11 protein-coding genes are annotated in these 17608 nt (G+C 60.2%); 6 read left to right on the top strand and 5 right to left on the bottom strand.

Annotated features, from left to right (window positions below; translation table 11 throughout):
* Window positions 1-119 precede the first annotated feature (119 nt).
* Genes CJ187_RS00355 through CJ187_RS00330 form a run of 6 tightly spaced genes read left to right on the top strand, consistent with a single transcriptional unit; the run spans window position 120 to window position 9556 of the window.
* On the top strand, window positions 120-1985 hold the full coding sequence (locus CJ187_RS00355) for a TIGR03773 family transporter-associated surface protein (RefSeq protein WP_102216265.1): 1866 nt from the start codon (window positions 120-122) through the stop codon (window positions 1983-1985).
* The gene (locus CJ187_RS00350; protein ID WP_102216266.1) at window positions 1982-3670 is read left to right on the top strand and encodes a metal ABC transporter solute-binding protein, Zn/Mn family; all 1689 of its coding nucleotides are present in this window, start codon (window positions 1982-1984) and stop codon (window positions 3668-3670) included. Before CJ187_RS00355 ends, CJ187_RS00350 begins: the two co-directional genes overlap by 4 nt.
* Complete coding sequence (locus CJ187_RS00345; RefSeq protein ID WP_102216267.1) at window positions 3670-4920, top strand: choice-of-anchor M domain-containing protein; 1251 nt, start codon at window positions 3670-3672, stop codon at window positions 4918-4920. The genes CJ187_RS00350 and CJ187_RS00345 overlap by 1 nt, the downstream gene beginning before the upstream one ends.
* The gene (locus CJ187_RS00340; RefSeq protein WP_102216268.1) at window positions 4917-5699 is read left to right on the top strand and encodes a metal ABC transporter ATP-binding protein; all 783 of its coding nucleotides are present in this window, start codon (window positions 4917-4919) and stop codon (window positions 5697-5699) included. Before CJ187_RS00345 ends, CJ187_RS00340 begins: the two co-directional genes overlap by 4 nt.
* Complete coding sequence (locus CJ187_RS00335) at window positions 5696-6670, top strand: anchored repeat-type ABC transporter permease subunit (protein ID WP_102216269.1); 975 nt, start codon at window positions 5696-5698, stop codon at window positions 6668-6670. The genes CJ187_RS00340 and CJ187_RS00335 overlap by 4 nt, the downstream gene beginning before the upstream one ends.
* Window positions 6671-6679: 9 nt before the next feature.
* Window positions 6680-9556: a choice-of-anchor M domain-containing protein gene (locus CJ187_RS00330; RefSeq protein ID WP_102216270.1), complete on the top strand. Its 2877-nt coding sequence runs from the start codon at window positions 6680-6682 to the stop codon at window positions 9554-9556.
* Window positions 9557-9922: 366 nt separating this feature from the next.
* Here CJ187_RS00330 and CJ187_RS00325 read toward each other — a convergent pair whose 3' ends face one another.
* From CJ187_RS00325 to nuoL, 5 genes are all read right to left on the bottom strand, one after another.
* Entirely contained in the window at window positions 9923-11353 is a 1431-nt protein-coding gene (locus CJ187_RS00325) for an FAD-dependent oxidoreductase (RefSeq protein ID WP_102216271.1), read from the bottom strand.
* Window positions 11354-11460: 107 nt separating this feature from the next.
* Window positions 11461-12477, bottom strand: a complete 1017-nt coding sequence (locus CJ187_RS00320) for a polyprenyl synthetase family protein (protein WP_102216272.1) — start codon at window positions 12475-12477, stop codon at window positions 11461-11463.
* Window positions 12465-14024: an NADH-quinone oxidoreductase subunit NuoN gene (nuoN, locus tag CJ187_RS00315; RefSeq protein WP_102216584.1), complete on the bottom strand. Its 1560-nt coding sequence runs from the start codon at window positions 14022-14024 to the stop codon at window positions 12465-12467. Before nuoN ends, CJ187_RS00320 begins: the two co-directional genes overlap by 13 nt.
* A gap of 8 nt (window positions 14025-14032) precedes the next feature.
* A complete protein-coding gene (locus tag CJ187_RS00310) occupies window positions 14033-15607 on the bottom strand; it encodes an NADH-quinone oxidoreductase subunit M (protein ID WP_434737327.1) in 1575 nt (524 codons plus the stop codon).
* A gap of 16 nt (window positions 15608-15623) precedes the next feature.
* A complete protein-coding gene (gene nuoL / locus CJ187_RS00305) occupies window positions 15624-17600 on the bottom strand; it encodes an NADH-quinone oxidoreductase subunit L (RefSeq protein ID WP_102216273.1) in 1977 nt (658 codons plus the stop codon).
* Between the last annotated feature and the right edge of the window lie 8 nt (window positions 17601-17608).

Here is a 17608-nt window from a genome sequence, read left to right as displayed (position 1 = left end):
ACAGTTGGCTGAAAGAAACCTCAACGCCAACAGGCGGAGCTTGACACATTCATTCCCTCAAACCTAACCTTGTAATGATAATTGTTCTCATTACTGATTGATTTCTAGATTGAGGTGTGATGAAACCCCAAACCCGTGCCCTCCTGGCCACCGGCTGCGCACTGTGCTTAACCACCGGCCCCGCGTTTGCCGCATCGACCCCGGCCACACTCGCAACTACTCCGCTTGCAACCACTCCGCTTGCAGGCGCTCCAGCGCATGCCCAAACCGCCGCGCACACCTCCTCAGCGGCGCACGCCTCCTCAGCCGCCGCGCTTTCCACCATCACTTTCTGGTCTCTATTCAACGCCTCCGCTGAAGCTGCTTCCGTTAACGCTTTTGCTAACGCCACTCCCACGCAGGATGCTCCCACTTCCGGTGATCTGGACATGTTCTTCGTCCACCCCCACCGAGGTACCCTCAAGCTGGAAATGCCCGCGACGCCCGGCACCAACGCGAACAAGACAGCGGCGAATCCCACGTCTGACAGCCCGGTTCTGCGTCCCGCCCCGACCGCGTTATCGAACCAGACCAAGCGGATCTTGGGGATCGGCAAACCCACGTTCTTCTACCCTGCTGACGCTCCCGCGGGTTTGCGCACGAGCTGGAACGCGCAAGCGCTTGGAGAAGAGTTCGAGGACCTGACATTCACCTTTAAAACTGTTGAGGGACCCGGCGACGCCTACCTCCTCGGTGGTAACCAGAAAGACGGGTGGGCGCCGATCCTCACGGGAGCAAAAGGAGCGAAGACAGCGTCTTACGCCGTTACTCCCGGCGCTAAGTTCGCGGGGGTACCTGCGGGTAAAAACGCGTTAAGCTGGGCATTCACCGCGCCGGGTACGTACAAAATGACCGTGGTTGCACGCGCAGCTGGCGCTCAGAAAAGCGTGGAATCCGCCCCGGTTACCTACACGTGGGAGGTAGCAGACAAAGACGGCACAACCACCACCGCTACCCCAACCGCAAAAGCTCGCGAAGATGCAGCCACCAATGACAGGTCTGCACCGCGGGCCGCGCAGCCCATGGATGGGCAAACCCCTCAGGAAAATGCGGCGAACACGCAAGACCCCCACAAAGACCGGGCCGCGGACAAAACCCAGGCAGCGGACGCAACGGCAAGCGCAACTGCACAACAGGCAGGCAACGCGGGTAAAAACGCGGGTGGCAGTGATCAATGTCAGCAAGTTCAGTTGGAAGGCAACGAACTGATTGCGCAAATTAAAGACGACCGTTCCAGCCCCGCGAAGAACGTGCCCGCCGACAGCATCGTGTTTCAGCTGGGTGAGAGTGCGAAGCAGAAACTACCGCAAGCACTCGGGCCGGTTGCCGCCGGGGACGTGTGGGCCATCGGATCCACGCAGCAGCAGGGGGTACCTTGGCTCGGGGCAAACACGATGGACCCCAAACTGTTGCAAGAATCCACCGGTGACGTCACCTGGACACTCACGTCATTCAGCGGCCCGGGCGCCATGTTCGTCTACGAATCTGGGAACTTCGGGCAAGTAGTGGGCAAAGAATGGTTCCAAGGTAGTGGCAACAAACCCTCCGGCTCCGTCACGATCGCACGCAACACGCACGTGCACCCCAACTGGGTGTTCTCAAAACCAGGTACGTACCGCGTGGGCATCACCCAAACCGCAACAATTAATGGGCAGAAGAAAACTGCGGTGGCGAACCTGTCGTTCCAAGTGGGGTCCGGTTCCATGTCCGGCCACTTTGACCTAGGGAGCACGGTTGGCAGCAAAACCGTTTGGCAAACCCCCGACGGTAAAGAATGCACCCCCACTGCCGACCAGCAGCAAACCGGCGCGCTGGCGCAAACCGGTAGTTCCCCACTTGCTCTCGCCCTGGGGGTACTTGCAGCAGGCATGGGGATCTTGGGGCTCGGTTTTATTGCGACGCGGCGCAATGGACTCGCTGCGAAACAGGGTAGCTCCAACCGATGAGACCTGCCCGTTTCCGCTTCCGCACCCGGTTCAGGGCCCGCCACTTCGGCCTCCGCGCACTCCTTATTAGCCTGTGCGCGGTACTGCCCCTAACCGCGGTGGGATGCGACAGGCACGCCCTTAAAACAGACGGACGCATCAGTGCGGTTACGTCCACCCCGATAATCACGGACCTCGCCCGGCAGGTGGCGGGCAACCGCGCGCGCGTAACCGGGTTGATGAAACCCGGCTCTGATCCTCACACCTATGAGCCGTCTTTGCGTGACATTCGCAATGTGGCGAATGCCGACGTGGTGTTCACCAACGGCCTCATGCTAGAAGAACAGGCGTTGACCCGGGCGATTGATGCGAACCTGCAACCGGGTGTGCAGGCAATCGCGCTTGCGCAAGCCGCGCAAGATCAGGGCGCGCGCCTGATTCCCCTGGTGGAGGACGCGGCACTAGACACCGTTTGGCTGGGGTTACGCACCATCGGGAAACCCGCTGGAGCCTCTGGGAGCTCTGGAGACTCTGGGGACGCTGGGACTTCAGAGAACGCGGCTGCGGCGCGCACGGTGACGATGCATTTGGACCGCGTGGAGGGGCCCGGGCAACTATTCGCCTACCTGACCGGTACGTTCGGTACCCCCCAGGTACTGCTTTCGGCGGACCACCCGGAAGTGGAACTACCCGCCGGGGCGCACACGCACGTGTCGTGGGCATTCACCCGCCCCGGCGTGTACCGCGCGCAAATCCGCGCTCACGTGACCGGCACAAAAACGACACTTCCGCCGCGTACCATCACGTTCGCGGTGGGGGTACCTGCGGATCCGAATAAACGCGTGCTCACCAGCGGCCACCAGGACATTACCGCGGACCTAACCCAAGGGGCCATCACCATCCAAGGGGACCGCCCCACCCGCAAGAACGCGGGCACGGCAAAAACCGCACACAAAAACGAGGCCGGCGCAAAGGGGAAATCGGGGGAGCAAAACCGATCCAACGGCACCCAGGTGTCAAACACGCAGTATTCACAAGCCCCAGAGGACGTGGTGATTTCAGTTCCATCCAAAACCTTGCAGCAAGTACCCGCGGACCCGCAGTTTCGATTCATTGGGGCACAAAACTCTGAGGTTTACCTACTGCCTCAAGGGGTAATTGGTAAGCACGTGCACGGCGAGTTGGATCCGCACCTGTGGCACGACGCGCAGAACGCTATTTTGTACGCGCAAACAATCGCGGACCAGCTCTCAAACCTAGATCCGGACGGGGCCGCGCAATACGCGCGCAACTTGCATGCGCTGCAAACCCGCCTTGAGCAGGTGGATCAGAAAATGCGGGCCAGTATCGCGCGGATTCCCCCGGCTAAACGCAACCTGGTGACAACCCACGACGGCTACGGGTACTTAAGCGCGGCCTATGGGATTAACATCGCGGGTTTTATCACCTCTTCCCCAACGACCCAGCCGTCACCTCGGGACCTAATCGCATTAACCCGCACACTGACGAATCTGAAGGTGAACGCAGTTTTCTTAGAACCGAACGCCAGCGGGTCAAGCAATGACCTGCAGCGCGCTGCCGAACAGCAAGGCATTCGCGTGTGCCCGATCTATGGGGATTCCTTTACTGAATCTGTTAACAGCTACGAAAAAATGATGACCGCAAACGCGCAGAATTTGCTGCGCTGCCTAGGAGGACACCACTGATGACACCGCCCATCCCACCGACACGCACGCGCCCCACCACCACGCGGCAGCGCCTAGCAGTGCGGGCGCAAAAATCCCGGTTGCGTACCGCCCTGGTTTGCGCTGCAGCAATGCTGGCCTGCGGGTGTTTCGCCGTCGCACCGGTTGCGGGGGCGCAAGCAGCGGCGCCGTCCCTCAAGCAAATCCAAACTACGCCGCAGCCAATGGACAATAACGATCTGGACCAAACGGTTTCCGGCGACGAAGAACAGGCAAAACCAGGGACGCGCAAGGTCGTTAAGGCCGGTCACATGGATATTTCACCCGCGATTGAACAGGGGAAATTGTCTTTGCGGTTGCGGGACGATTCGGAGGAAAAACCGGTGTGGCGCAGTTTGGATGACGTCGTGTTCGAACTGGGGGAACCAGCGAAACAGGTGTTGCCCGACAGTGGGGATTTCACGTTCACGGGGGCGAAAGCGGGGGACGCCGTGTGGGCTAGTCCGCAGGCACAGATCGCGAACGTGCCGTGGATTGGGTGGAATACGCAGTCCCCAACCCTGGGTGATACGCGTGGGGTCACGTTTGAATACGTGGGGCATTCCGGTGAGGGTACCTTCACGGTGTTTGAGCAAGCCGGTGGGTTCTCGCATCCGCAGGTGCTGTGGTCGTCGCAAGAAGGTCAGTCGCGCAAACTCTGGGTTGAACGCAACACGCACACGCACGCGAACTGGGTGTTCACGAGCCCCGGCGTGCACTTAGTGCGCATGCGCATCACCACGGATGGCGATGGGAAGAACCGGGGTCTAACCGCGGAAGCGACGTTGCGGTTCGCAGTGGGAGGCGCGGATTCCGCGCAAGCTTTTGACGCCACTTGGCAGGCACAGGATGGCGCTGGGGCCGCGCAGTCGGACGGCGCGGATGCATCTGAACCAGCTGCCACCCAGACCAAGAGCGAGGGATCGCAGCCGAATGCGGAGCAAGACTCGGTGCCCACGATGCTGATCGTGGTGCTCGTGGTGGGCGCACTGATTCTCGCCGGTGGCGTCGGCCTCTACCTGGGGCACAATGCGAAACTGCGTCGGCAAATGCGCGCCCATACCCAAGGTACCCCCACAGGTGAAACCCAGCGTACCCCCACGGGGCAAACTCAACGTGCCGCTCAATCCGAAGGTCCGAGCGAAAACGAAAGTACCCGCAAGAGCGAGGGGACCCACCAGGCACAGGGGCCGCGAGAGGGCGATGACACGGCTGGGGGTGCAAACGCGTGACGAGCTTAAATGATCAGCGCGCGGCCATAAACGTGGAAGCGCTCCAGGTGCGCCTAGGTGGGAGAGCCGTGTTGCAGAACGTGAACACAACCGTGCACACCGGTGAGTTCGCGGCCCTCATTGGTCCAAACGGAGCGGGGAAAACCACGCTCATCCGGGCTCTGCTGGGGCTCGTGAAAACCACTGGTAGCGCGCAAGTACACGGCCGCGTCGGATACGTCCCCCAAACCCGAGCATTCGCCTGGGACTTCCCCGTGAGCGTCGCCCAAGTAGTGCAACTTGGTCTGCTTCCCACCCAAAAGCTACTGCACCTAACCTCCGCGGGCGACATAGAACGGGTAGAGCGAGCCCTGGACCTCGTGGGCATGACCAGCATGAGTCAACGCCAAGTTGGGGAACTGTCCGGCGGGCAGCGTCAACGCGTACTCCTGGCGCGCGCACTGGTCACAGACCCGGACGTGCTCATCCTCGACGAACCGTTCACCGGACTGGACCAACCCACAATCGACACGCTCACAGACCTGCTGCAACGCCTCACAGAAAGCGGGAAAACCACGCTCATGTCCACCCATGACATCGGGCAGGCCCTAGACACCGCGGACCGCGTGATCCTCCTCAACCGCACGGTGCACGCACAGGGGCATCCGCGGGGCCTCGCCGACCCGCAGGTGTGGGTCGACGCGTTCGGGGTGCGCGCGTCCTCCCCATTAATCGCAACCGTGCACGCCGTAATCTCTCGGCGCGAACAGCTTGCACATGCCGTGGAGGTGGCGTCGTGATTTCCTTCTTCGATTTTCTACTCGACATGACGAACCCCGTTTTGTCATTCCTCCCAAAAGCCCTGATAATCGCGGTTTTGGCGGCCACGCTGTGCGGCATCGTCGGAACCCACGTGGTGCTGCGCGGCATGGCATTTATCGGGGACGCAGTTGCGCACGCCGTTTTTCCCGGAATCGCCATCGCTTTCGTACTGGGCGGGTCCCTAGTAGCCGGAGGGGCGATCGCCGGGGTGAGCGTCGCCGTCCTCGTCGCCGTCCTGTCTCAGCATCGGCGGATCAAAGAAGACGCGCTGATCGGTATCCTTTTCGCTGGTGCGTTCGCAGTGGGGGTGATTGTCATCTCCACTTCACAGGCGTACTCCGCTTCCCTATCCTCGTTCCTGTTTGGATCAATCACGGGCGTAACCAACTGGGATATCGCCGTGACCGCGGGGATAGGCATGCTCGTGCTCACCCCCCTAATGGTGTGGCACAAGCACCTGACGATGGTTGCGTTGGATCGCGAAATGGCCCGCGCAATGGGACTGCCCGTCATGCTCCTCGACATCCTCCTGTACACCTGCGTGGCCGGCGCGGTAGTCATATCCGTGCGCACCATCGGTAACGTCCTGGTCTTAGCTCTACTGGTTGCCCCTCCGGCAGCAGCGCGGATGCTGACGGACCGCATGGTGCCCATGATGGCGCTCGCCGCCACACTCGGTGGGGCCGGCTCGTTCTTCGGCCTGTACTTCTCTTGGGCCCTCGACATCCCCACCGGCGCCTCAATCGTTTGTGTCCTCACCCTCATCTTCATAGTCCTGTTCCTACTCGCCCCGCGCCGAGGTCTTCTAACTGCGCGGTTCCAACCCAACCGCGCTATCCCCTCGAGCGAAGAAACGAACCTGCCCGCACGCACAACCGCACGTGAACAAGCGAAGGTGCCCGCACGTGAAGAAACGAACGTACCCGCACGCGAAACTGCACGCTGCTAGGAAGAAAACATGCTGAACAACAACTTTGAAAACCACTTTTCACCGCGAGCACTACCCCGCTCGTTGGCGCTGAGCATCGCAACCTTGCTGTGCGCCGCACTTGCCGCCGCCGTCCCGTCGGGCGTCACCGCCTGGGCTGGCCCCGCAGACGACCGCCAAGTTGCCACGTCCGCACACGTGGACTCCCCGAAGGTTTTCTGGGAAGGAAAGAACTTCGCGTTGCACTCCGAGTTCAAAGGGGCCCTCCCCCGCCTCGAAGAAACCGTGAACTACGTCGGACACGGCTGGGACGCCTTCGGAGAAACGCCTCTGCACATGTTCCAAATCCCCTCCGACCCCCAGTTCGCGTCAATCGGCTCCCCCGGCCAAATCCTGTACGCTGCTCCGAAAGTGGCCGGCCCGCAAAACTCGCCTATCTTCTCCGGTTTCGGGGCGGACGCCAATATTCCCGTTGAGGGGATGCGTGACTCCTCATTTAACCTCGAACTCGTTGGATTTACTGGGCCGGGAGACGTGGACCTATTCACCTGGGCGCAAGGCTGGCCACTGACCCACATGCTGTCCTCACACGTAAAAGGCCTCAACCAAGCGTGGATTACGCCCGGGCAGCACACGCACAACATCACGACCTTCACTAAACCCGGCTCGTACGAACTAACCTACCGGGTCACGGCGCGCGACAAAAAAGGCCGGTTCATCGCCTCCAAACCCCAGATGCTGCGGTGGCAAGCCGGGGGTACCCAGCCATCCAAAGACGGGTTAGGCGATGTCGCCACCGCATTCAACGCGTCTCAACAAACTGGGCAGGCGCGTGCCTACCGATTCTCGCTGTCCCCACGCCCCGACCCAGAAAAATCCGGTGAGGACCAAGAGACCCTCATGAAATTTGAAACTGGAAACGACAGCGACCAAGGGACCGTGGTGTTCTACCTAGACGGGTATTTTCTTGCAGAAGTACCCGTGAAAGCCGGGACCGGGCAGTTCAGTGAAGTGCTGGGCTCAACCGAATCTGATCTGCAGGCCGTGTACATTCCAAATAGTAGCGGCAACAACGGCGACCGGTTCGTCACCGCGCCCGTCAAATACGCGGGGAAACCAGGTACGGGCGAAACCACTGATGCGGGCACGTTTCCAAAGCCGAAACGCGGCGCGCAAACCTACGACACCGCGGATATCGCCGCAACTTCGGGGAAAATGACGATCGAACTGAAACCCAGTGGAGCGGGCGACGGTTCCGGGGTGATTCACACGAACCTCGCAGATCCACGCGTGTCCGCCCGCGTGGTCGGGGGACTATACGAGTCGGCAGATGAGAAGTACGAATCCTGCCCCATCGACTTCATGTCCACCCCTGGGCACCGCGACCAAGTAGTCACGTGGGACGGTTGTGACAACGGTAAGTACTTTTTGAAACTGCAGATAATCCCCACCACGCGCACCAACCTGGGGGTTACGAACACAGAGCCGGAGCAGCCCGACTTGAAGCGCGGCATGCGCACCGAAGTTCAGATGCCGCAGGCTGCGTTCCAGGCACGTACCACGGACTCACTGGAACCCATGGACGCAGCCGCCGACTTCGCGCCCACCCCACCTTCTCCTTCTGGGGATCCCGAGGTACCGCCTTCCTCAGGCGATCCCGACACACCGCCTTCCTCAGGCGATCCCAACACGCCCCCGTCGTCGAATCCGCCCACCAAACCCGGCGGCTCCGGGGGGTCAGAAAAACCCCCGGCAACAAGCAGCAAACTCGAAAGTACCCCCGTTGAAATCGCGACCGGTCACGTCGACATCGCAGTGTACAACCCGTCCGCGCAGCACTTAGGTATCGCAGTCGGAGACGATTCGCGCACCCACGCTAATCAGGCGGTGCTGCGCAAACCAAGTGCCGTCGCCTTGCGGGTTAAAGACAATACGCGAGTCAAACGTTCCGGCCGGATATTCGCAGGCAGTGCTTTCGACTTCCTGGGCCCAACTGGCACGCAGCTGTATGCCCTGGGGCAAACCCAGGAGCGATCCAAAGTGTGGCCCGGTTTTTCTACCGAACGCGTGAATTACCAAGATTTCCCCAAGGGCGTTCAGTTAACGCTTAAATCCCGTTCTATTCCTGAGGGCGGCAAGTGGTGGGCATTCGAGATTCCCGCGGGGTTCAACAGCGGTGTGGAACACATCGCGTCAGCGGATAAGCCCGGGGTGGTCGATGGCTCATCCCCTACTCACAAGCACGTGAACTGGGTGTTCACAAAACCCGGTGAGTACATCCTCGAGCTACAGGCAAAAGGCACGACCACTCGCGGCAATACCGTTGAGGCGCCGGGCGAATCCGTGTGCTTCCTGGTGGGCACGCAAACGCGTCCGTCCGCAAATTGCCTCGCAACCGGCAGTGTCCAAGGAGGTGGGAACGGCTCCGGTGGATCCCAACCGAGCCGCCCCGGCAAAGGCACGCCCTCAGGTAATAACGCAGGTGGTAACACGGGAGGCCACGCTGGCTCCAAACCGGGTGAGGACACCGGAAGCCACGCTGGATCTGGGCCAGGTGCGGGCGCCGCAGCTAGCGGATCGCCCTCTGCTGCCGGTGGACCTTCGGGCTCCTCAGGCCCCGCGGCTGGCCAGGAGACTGGAAACGCAGCTTCCGCGCCAGAAGCACCGGGCGCGCCGAAAGCTGCGGATGCTACGGAAGGTGAACCGGCCGCAGACGACGCGCCATTAGAACTGGGTACCCCCGGGGAATCCGCGGCCGGGCAGAACCCAGCGGCCCGACCCGCTTCGGCAAATACCGCTGCCTCGCCGGGCCACACGTGGCTCATTCGCAGCCTCTACGGCCTCGGTGCAGCGATGGCACTGGCAGGCACTTTCCTCATCGGCCGGGCCTTCGGCACCAAGATCTAGTAGCTTGATCTAGCAGCGCTAGAATCTAGCGGCGTAAATCTAACGGTCTGGAATCTAGCTGCTTCAAACGCATAGCTGGCCGCGTCAAACCGACTGCCGCGGCGGAGCCAAGCGGTTCAGACAAAAACGCTCGCTGCCTCGAACGCCCCTTGCTGCGCCCGCTACATACACTAAGTGTCGGCTACGCACTATAAACCGTGTAGCCGACACTTTGCTATAACAAGACGTGTGCCTTCTAAATGGTAAGGCACGGCAGAAAATGATCAGGCACGGCAGACCGCCAGGCTTGGTGATTGAGTTAAGAGATCAAGCTCTTGGCTGGGTTAAGAGACCAAACCTCTGTGTCAGGCGGTCAACCTGGTGCCTCTACTCCCCCGGCACGCCAATCAGGTCGATACCGTCGGTGTCCTTACCGTGCGAAATCGAAGTCATCGCGTTGCGCGACACTACTTTCACGCGTTCCCGTGGGCCACGGTCACCAATCACCTCACCGTAGTCCTCACCTAGTTGCTGTTCGTACGCGTTCAACAGTTCCCAACCATGCCACGTGGTGTACGCAATTGAACGCGAATCCAACAGTTCAAGCATCGCTTCGTGCCCAACGTTGTCGCTCGTGGCTTTCAGCTTGCCCGCCTGCGCATCCTCTACCAAGTGGCCGATGGTTTCTTGCGCATCAGATTTCGTGGAACCAATCAGCCCCACCGGCCCGCGCTTCACCCATCCGGTTGCGTAAATCCCAGACACTGGCTCACCGTCATCTCCCAGCACGCGTCCCCCCATGTTGGGGATTATGCCGCGCACGTGGTCAAATGGGATTCCTTCGATCGGGCTGGAGAAATATCCGATCGCCCGGTACACCGCTTGCACCGGAGTTTCCACAAACTCACCTGTGCCTTCTACGGAACCATCCCCCGTCAGCCGGGTCCGTTCCGTGCGGATTGCCGCCACGTTCCCATCGTCGTCCGCCAGCACCGCGTTCGGTGAGTGGAACATGTGGATGTGGATCCGCCGGCTCGCCTCATGCTCTTCTTCCATCGCATAATTCGTGAGGGCCTTCACAACCTGCTTAGTTTGATTAGACCCGGCGATCGCACCCTCAGAAGCCTCATCGAAATCAAAATCTTCTTCGTAAACGATAACGTCCACGTCCGGCTGCTTCCCTAACTCCCGCAGCTCCAGTGGCGTGAACTTCACCTGCGCGGGCCCGCGCCGACCGAAAATGTGCACGTCCGTGATGGGGCTCTTAGCCAACCCCTCTGCCACGTTCTGCGGAATCTCCGTCACCAACAGGTCCTCAACGTGTTTCGCAAGCATCCGGGACACGTCCAAAGCCACGTTCCCCACGCCGATCACTGCTACCTCTTTTGCCTCCAGCGGCCACTCCCGCGGGTAGTCCGGGTGCCCGTCGTACCAAGACACGAAGTCGGCAGCCCCATACACCTGCGGCAACTCCACACCCGGAATGTCCAGCGGGTGATCCCGGTCCGCGCCGGTCGCGAAAATCACGGCATCGTAGTGCTCGTGCAGCTCCTCAACAGTCACATCCTCACCGATGTTCACGTTGCCGAGCAGGCGAATGTCCCCGCGCTGCAAAATCTTGTACAGCGCCACGATGATCTGTTTGATTCGTGGGTGATCTGGAGCCACCCCGTAGCGCACCAGGCCGTATGGAGCTGGGAGACGCTCAAACAGGTCAATGGACACGTCCAAACCTGATTTCGACAAGATGTCAGACGCGTAGATACCGGCTGGCCCCGCGCCTACAACAGCTACGTTCAGTGGTTTCTTCTCAGTCACTTTAAATCAAAACACCTTCACGCCAGAAGAATAAAACAACATCTAGTTTACGAAAAACCCGCGTCGGGCGCTATCGCGCACCCCACGCGGGCATTCCAAAAATGGTTTCACGAAATCCGGTCCACCATCTGATGAGCAAAATCAACTAGGAGGTTCTTCGCCTCACATTCCTCCACCGCACTTAACGCATCAATTGCCTTGTCTACATAAGTGCGGGCCATTGAACGCGTGCGTTCCACCGCCGCATGATTCGCAAGCTTCTCCACGACACCACTCAAAACCGCGGGGTCACGAAGGTCCTCATGCTCTAATGCCTGAAGGATCTGCTTGCCGCACTCATCCAGTTCACCGCGCTCGCGGTCCTGATGCAGCAGTAGCACCGGAAGGGTAGAGACGCCCTCAACCAGATCCGTTCCCGGGGTCTTGCCCGTCAACTCCGAATCGGAAGTTAAGTCAATCACGTCGTCCGCTAGTTGGAACGCAATCCCAACTTGCTCCCCGTACTCCCCCACAGCTTCCACAGTTTGCGGCCGGGCCCCACCGAACATGGCGCCGAACACGGCGGCCGCGTTTATTAGCGAGCCCGTTTTGTCTGCCAGCACCTGCACGTAAAAATCCACTCGGTCTTCCCCATCTGTGGGGCCGAACGTTTCGTTCAGCTGTCCTAAGCACAACCGTTCAAACGTGCGGGCGTGGTAGTCCACGGCCTCGGTTCCCAAACCGGCAGTCAGCTTGGACGCCCGAGAAAACAAGACGTCACCGGCTAAGATTGCGCGGTTGTTACCCCATTGCATTTGCGCCGCAGGGACACCCCGTCGTTGAGGGGCCGCGTCCATGACATCGTCGTGGTACAGCGAAGCCAGGTGTGTCATCTCCACGGACGTGGCCGCCGCAATCACCTGTTCGCTAGCTGCCTCCCCCGCTCCCGCTAGGTGTGCGCACAGTAGGGTCAGGAGGGGGCGGATGCGTTTACCTCCAGCGGTCGATAAGTGCGACAGTAACTCGTTAACAAACGCTCGGGATTCGCGCACGCTCGTGGACAACAGTTCTTCCACGCGCGCCAGGTCCGCGTTGATCCGCTCTTCTAATGGGCTCGCTACAGGGATATCACTCACGGTAGCAATACAACCACATTCGACAGGACTTCGAGAACTGGGCCGGGGAAGATCCCCAGCGCAATCGTGAGCGCTGCAGCGATGAGCACCGCAATGTAGGTGTATCCCTCAGACTTAACCACTACCGTGCCCTCATTGGGTTTCTCAAAGAACATGAGGACTACGAGCCGGAAGTAGTAGAACGCGGTGATCGCGGAACACACGAGCGCGATGATTACGAGCGCCAGTTGTCCACCTCCGATACCGGCGGAGAACAGGAACAGTTTCCCAACGAAGCCGGAGGTCAAAGGGATGCCCGCGAACGACAGCAAGAACAAGAGCATGGAACCGGCTACCAGCGGGGATTTGCGCCCCACGCCCGCCCAGTGTTTCAACTCTGTGGCCTCGCCAGTGATGTTCGCGTTCGCGTCCGCGTGCCGCACCAAAGCGATCACCCCAAACGCCCCCACCGTGGCAATGCCGTAAGCCAGTGCGTAGAACAGTACGGACGCGGTAGTGGCTTTGTCCGCGGCAATGACGCCGATCAAAATGAACCCGGCGTGCGCGATTGAGGAGTATGCCAGCAGGCGTTTTACGTCGGTCTGAACCAGGCCCGCGAAAGTACCCACCAGCATTGTCAGCACCGCCACGACCATGAAGATCACCAGCAGGTCCCAGCGGAACTGGTTGGTTACCGTCAGGTAAATGCGGATCATCGCTGCGAACGCCGCGATCTTGACTGCAGCCGCCATGAACCCGGTGACGGGCGTTGGGGAACCTTGGTACACGTCTGGTGTCCACGCGTGGAACGGGGCGGCACCAACTTTGAACAGTAGGCCCACCATCACCATGAACACGCCGGCAACCAAAAGCCAGTCCATACCCGGAACGAGCGGGGCGAGTCTTGACACGCGCGAGAAGTACAGGCTACCGGAATAACCGTACAGGAACGCGAGCCCCATCAGGAAGAAACCAGATGAAAAGGCACCCAAAATGAAGTACTTAAGCGCCGCCTCATGCGAAAGTTGCCGGCGACGACGCGCACTCGCAGCCAAAATGTACAGCGGTAGGGACATAACTTCAAGGGCTACGAACAGGGTAATGAAACTGTCCGCAGCGGGGAACACCATCATGCCACCCAGGGAGAACAGCATGAGGGGGAACATTTCCGTCCGCTGATAGTTCGCGGCAATGCTCTGGTTTTCGTTTGAGGATCCGGGGGCGTCCGCGGGTTGGTTTGCGAAGTACCCGTCGCCCAGTTCCGACCGGTCGGCGAACACCAAAATAGAGAGGAAACCGATGACCAGCAGGATCGCTTGTGACGCGAGGGTCAGCGGGTCTTCCACGTACTCCCCGAGTGAAGCGGGGGCTTTCAGCACGGTTGTCCAGCGGGACACGATCAGCACGAGGGCGGATAGTATCGCGATTATTGACAGGAGGATCTGCGCGGTCCGACGCATTTTGCGCGAAGCAAACGCTTCGACGAGCACGCCCAGCACACCGGCGCCGAGCACGACAATTACGGGCGATAGTGCCCACCAATCAATCGGGGGTGCCTGCAGTGTTTCGACATTCATTAACGGACTCACTTATCGCTCCCTTCATGAGCAGGTGCGCTGGTTGATGCCCCCGCGTTTAGGTGCGAGAGCGCGGTGTCCGCAACCGGGTTGAGGGACTGCACGAGCGGCGCAGCCCAAACACCGAAGATGACCATGGCGACGATCAGCGGTGCGATCACTACTTTTTCGCGTGCGGACGCGTCAGTGGGCGCGGTACCTTCGGAAGGTACAGTACCTTCAGTGGGTACCGGGCCGGTGAACATCCTCTGGTATGGAATCAGCACGTACAGTGCAGCGAGAATCACGCCGAGCACTGCGAAGAATGCGACCCAACGGTTAACTTGCCACGTGCCGACTAGCACCAGGTATTCGGGGACGAAGCCCGACAGTGTGGGCAGCGCGATCGAAGCCAGCCCGGTCACGAGCCAGGTGCCCGCGAGGACGGGCGTTACGCGTTGCCATCCGCCGAAGTCCGCGATTGTGCGGCTTCCGCGACGTTGCGTGAGGAAGCCGGAGATGAGGAACATCGCTGCGATCGAGATGCCGTGCGCCACCATGTAGTACATGGCGCCCACCAGGGCTACGTGCGTGCCGATGTAGATCCCCAGCACCATGAATCCGAAGTGGGATACAGAAGTGTAGGAAATCAGCCGCATGAGGTTCTTCTGTCCGATTGCAGCCAGCCCGCCGTACAGAATGGAGATCACTGCGAGCACCAGGATTACGGGGGCGGCTTTCGCGGACGCGTGTGGGAACAGCGGTAAACACAGCGTGATCATCCCGTAGGTGCCGAGTTTATCGAGCACGCCCACGAGCAGTACGGAAGTGCCGGGGCGGGCTTGCTCAGCCGCGTCTGGGAGCCAGGTGTGCACGGGCACCATGGGGGCTTTCACCGCGAATGCGACGAAGAAGGTGGCGAAGATAGCCATTTCTGCGGCGTGCGGCAACTGTAGGTTCGCGAGGTTTTCGAAGAGGAACGCTCCTTCGGCGTTACCGCCGTAAACCACGAGTGCGATTACGCCACCTAGCATTACAAGTCCGCTGGCTAGTGAGTACAGCAGGAACTTGAGGGCGGCTGCGCCCGCGCGGGGGCCACCGTAGCGGCCGATCATGAAGTACACGGGGATCAGCATCGCTTCGAACACCAGGTAGAACAGCACGACGTCGCGGGCAGCGAAGATCAGCATGATGAACGCTTCAAGGATCAGCACGAGCGCCGCGTAGTTACCGGCAGACGATGCGCTGTCGTGGTTGGCTCCGTCTTCTTTCCACGCGGCCACTAGTACCAGGGGCACAAGAGCTGCTGCTAACAGGATCATCGCGAGGCTCAACTGGTTTACCCCAAGTGCCCAAGAGATACCTAGCTGGGGAATCCAGTTGTGGGTTTCAGCCAGCTGGTAGGTGCCTGCGGCGCTCCAGTTGAACATGAGGCCAGCGGCGATTGCGAGCACGAGTTCGATTAGGGATACGACCAGTGCGATTTGCCGTCCGATTGCTCGCAGGGGCGCAGCCAAAAGGGTTGCGATGCCCGCGATGGCTGGTAGTGCCACTAGGGTTGCGAGCCATGGGAATGATGCATGGGTTATTTCAAGCATGTGCATGGGTATTCCTCCGCTCCTACAGTCTGGTCACTGCGACGACGATAAGAGCAATGACGACGCCACCCAGTATGAAGGCGGCGTGAGCGCGCACGAAACCGGTCTGTAGTGCGGCCACGACGCGGCCAAACCAGGCTGCGAGGCGTGCCCCACCGTAGATCGCTCCGTCCACGACGTATTTGTCACTTCCGACCGTGCCTTTAACGAGGGCTTGGCCGGGAGCCATGAAGATCGTTTCGTTCAGGGTGTCTTGGTACAGGTCGTTGCGTGCGGCGTGAACCAGAGAGTTCCCAGCTGGGATGGCCACGGACACTTCGCTCCGACCGTATTTTACCCACGCCCACACAGCACCGATGAGCACGACCACGAGGGTCGATACTTCAATCACCACTGCCGGGAGCACGGGTTGCGCTTCTTCAGCGGTGCCGACCACGGGGGCGAGCCAGTCTACGAACACACCGTTTATGGTGAGTAGGCCACCGATGGCCACCGCTCCGATTGCCAAGATGATCATCGGTACTGTCATCAGTGCGGGTGATTCATGAGGTTCTACTTTCTGTCCGCCGAGCGTGTCTCCCCACCGAGCTTCCCCGTGGAAGGTCATGAAGAACAGGCGGGACATGTAGAACGCGGTGATGCCAGCACCGATTAGGGCGATGAGCCCGTACACCCAGCCGGTCCACGCGGTGCCTTCGATCGCTCCGAAGTGGTTGGCGGTGAACGCGGTTTCAATCAGCTTATCTTTCGAGAAGAAACCGGAGAATGGTGGCACCCCGAGGATCGCGAGCCAACCCATCATGAACGTAATCCAAGTGACTTTCATAACTTTGCTTAGGGCCCCGAAGCGACGCATGTTCACAGAGTCGTTCATGCCGTGCATTACGGAACCTGCACCGAGGAACATGAGCGCTTTGAAGAACCCGTGGGTGAACAGGTGGAAGATCGCGAATACCCAGCCGATAGGCCCAAGGCCTGCGCCGAGCATCATGTAGCCGATCTGCGACATGGTTGAGGCGGCAAGCACCTTCTTCATATCGTCCTTTGCACACCCGACGATCGCGCCGAACAGTAAGGTGATTAGCCCGATGATTGCCACTGCGGTGGCGGCTGCGGGCGCGGCCAGGTAGATCGCGCCGGAACGCACGATCAGGTAAACCCCGGCGGTAACCATTGTCGCCGCGTGGATCAGTGCGGACACGGGGGTTGGGCCCGCCATGGCGTCGCCGAGCCAGGCTTGCAGTGGGAACTGCGCGGATTTACCGCAGGCGGCGAGCAGAAGGAAGAGTCCCGCGAGAGTCATCGCGGTGCGGGGCGCAGTTTCCGCCCCGGCCAGCACATCCGTGAAGTTAACGGAACCGAACTGGGCCACCATCACCATCATGGCGAGGAGTAGGCCGACGTCGCCGACACGGTTCATCACAAACGCTTTCTTCGCGGCCGTAGCGTTGTCTGGCACCTGGTTCCAAAATCCGATGAGGAGGTAGGACGCCAAACCGACGCCTTCCCAGCCAACGAATAGGACGACGTAGGACGAGCCGAGCACGAGCGTGAGCATCGCGGCGATGAACAGGTTCAAGTAGGCGAAGAACCGGCGCCGGTCCGTGTCATGTTCCATGTAAGCGATTGCGTAGACGTGAATGAGGGACCCAACGAAGGTCACGAGCATCACGAACGTCATCGACAGAGGATCCACGAGGAGCCCCGCGTTGACCGCGAAGTCACCCGCTGGGATCCATGAGAACAGTTCGGAAATCATGGTCCGGTCGCCTGCTCCGACCCCAATCATTTGGACGAGGATTACTAGTCCGATCACGAACGAAGCCCAGGACGCGACTGTGGCTAAAACGTGTCCCCACTTATCGCTGGCACGCCCCATTACAAGTAGGAGCGCAGAAACTGCCATGGGGATCGCGATCATCAGCCACGCGTATTGCGCCGCGCCAGTAGCTGGCGCTACGGACGCTAGGGAAGGCACAAGCGTTGGTACTAAAGACATCTGAACCT

This window comes from Gleimia hominis (genome assembly GCF_002871945.2).
In the GTDB taxonomy this organism is placed as follows: Bacteria; Actinomycetota; Actinomycetes; order Actinomycetales; family Actinomycetaceae; genus Gleimia; species Gleimia hominis_A.
Note: the sequence above shows the minus strand (reverse complement) of the source record. Positions and strands in the feature narration are given on the sequence as shown.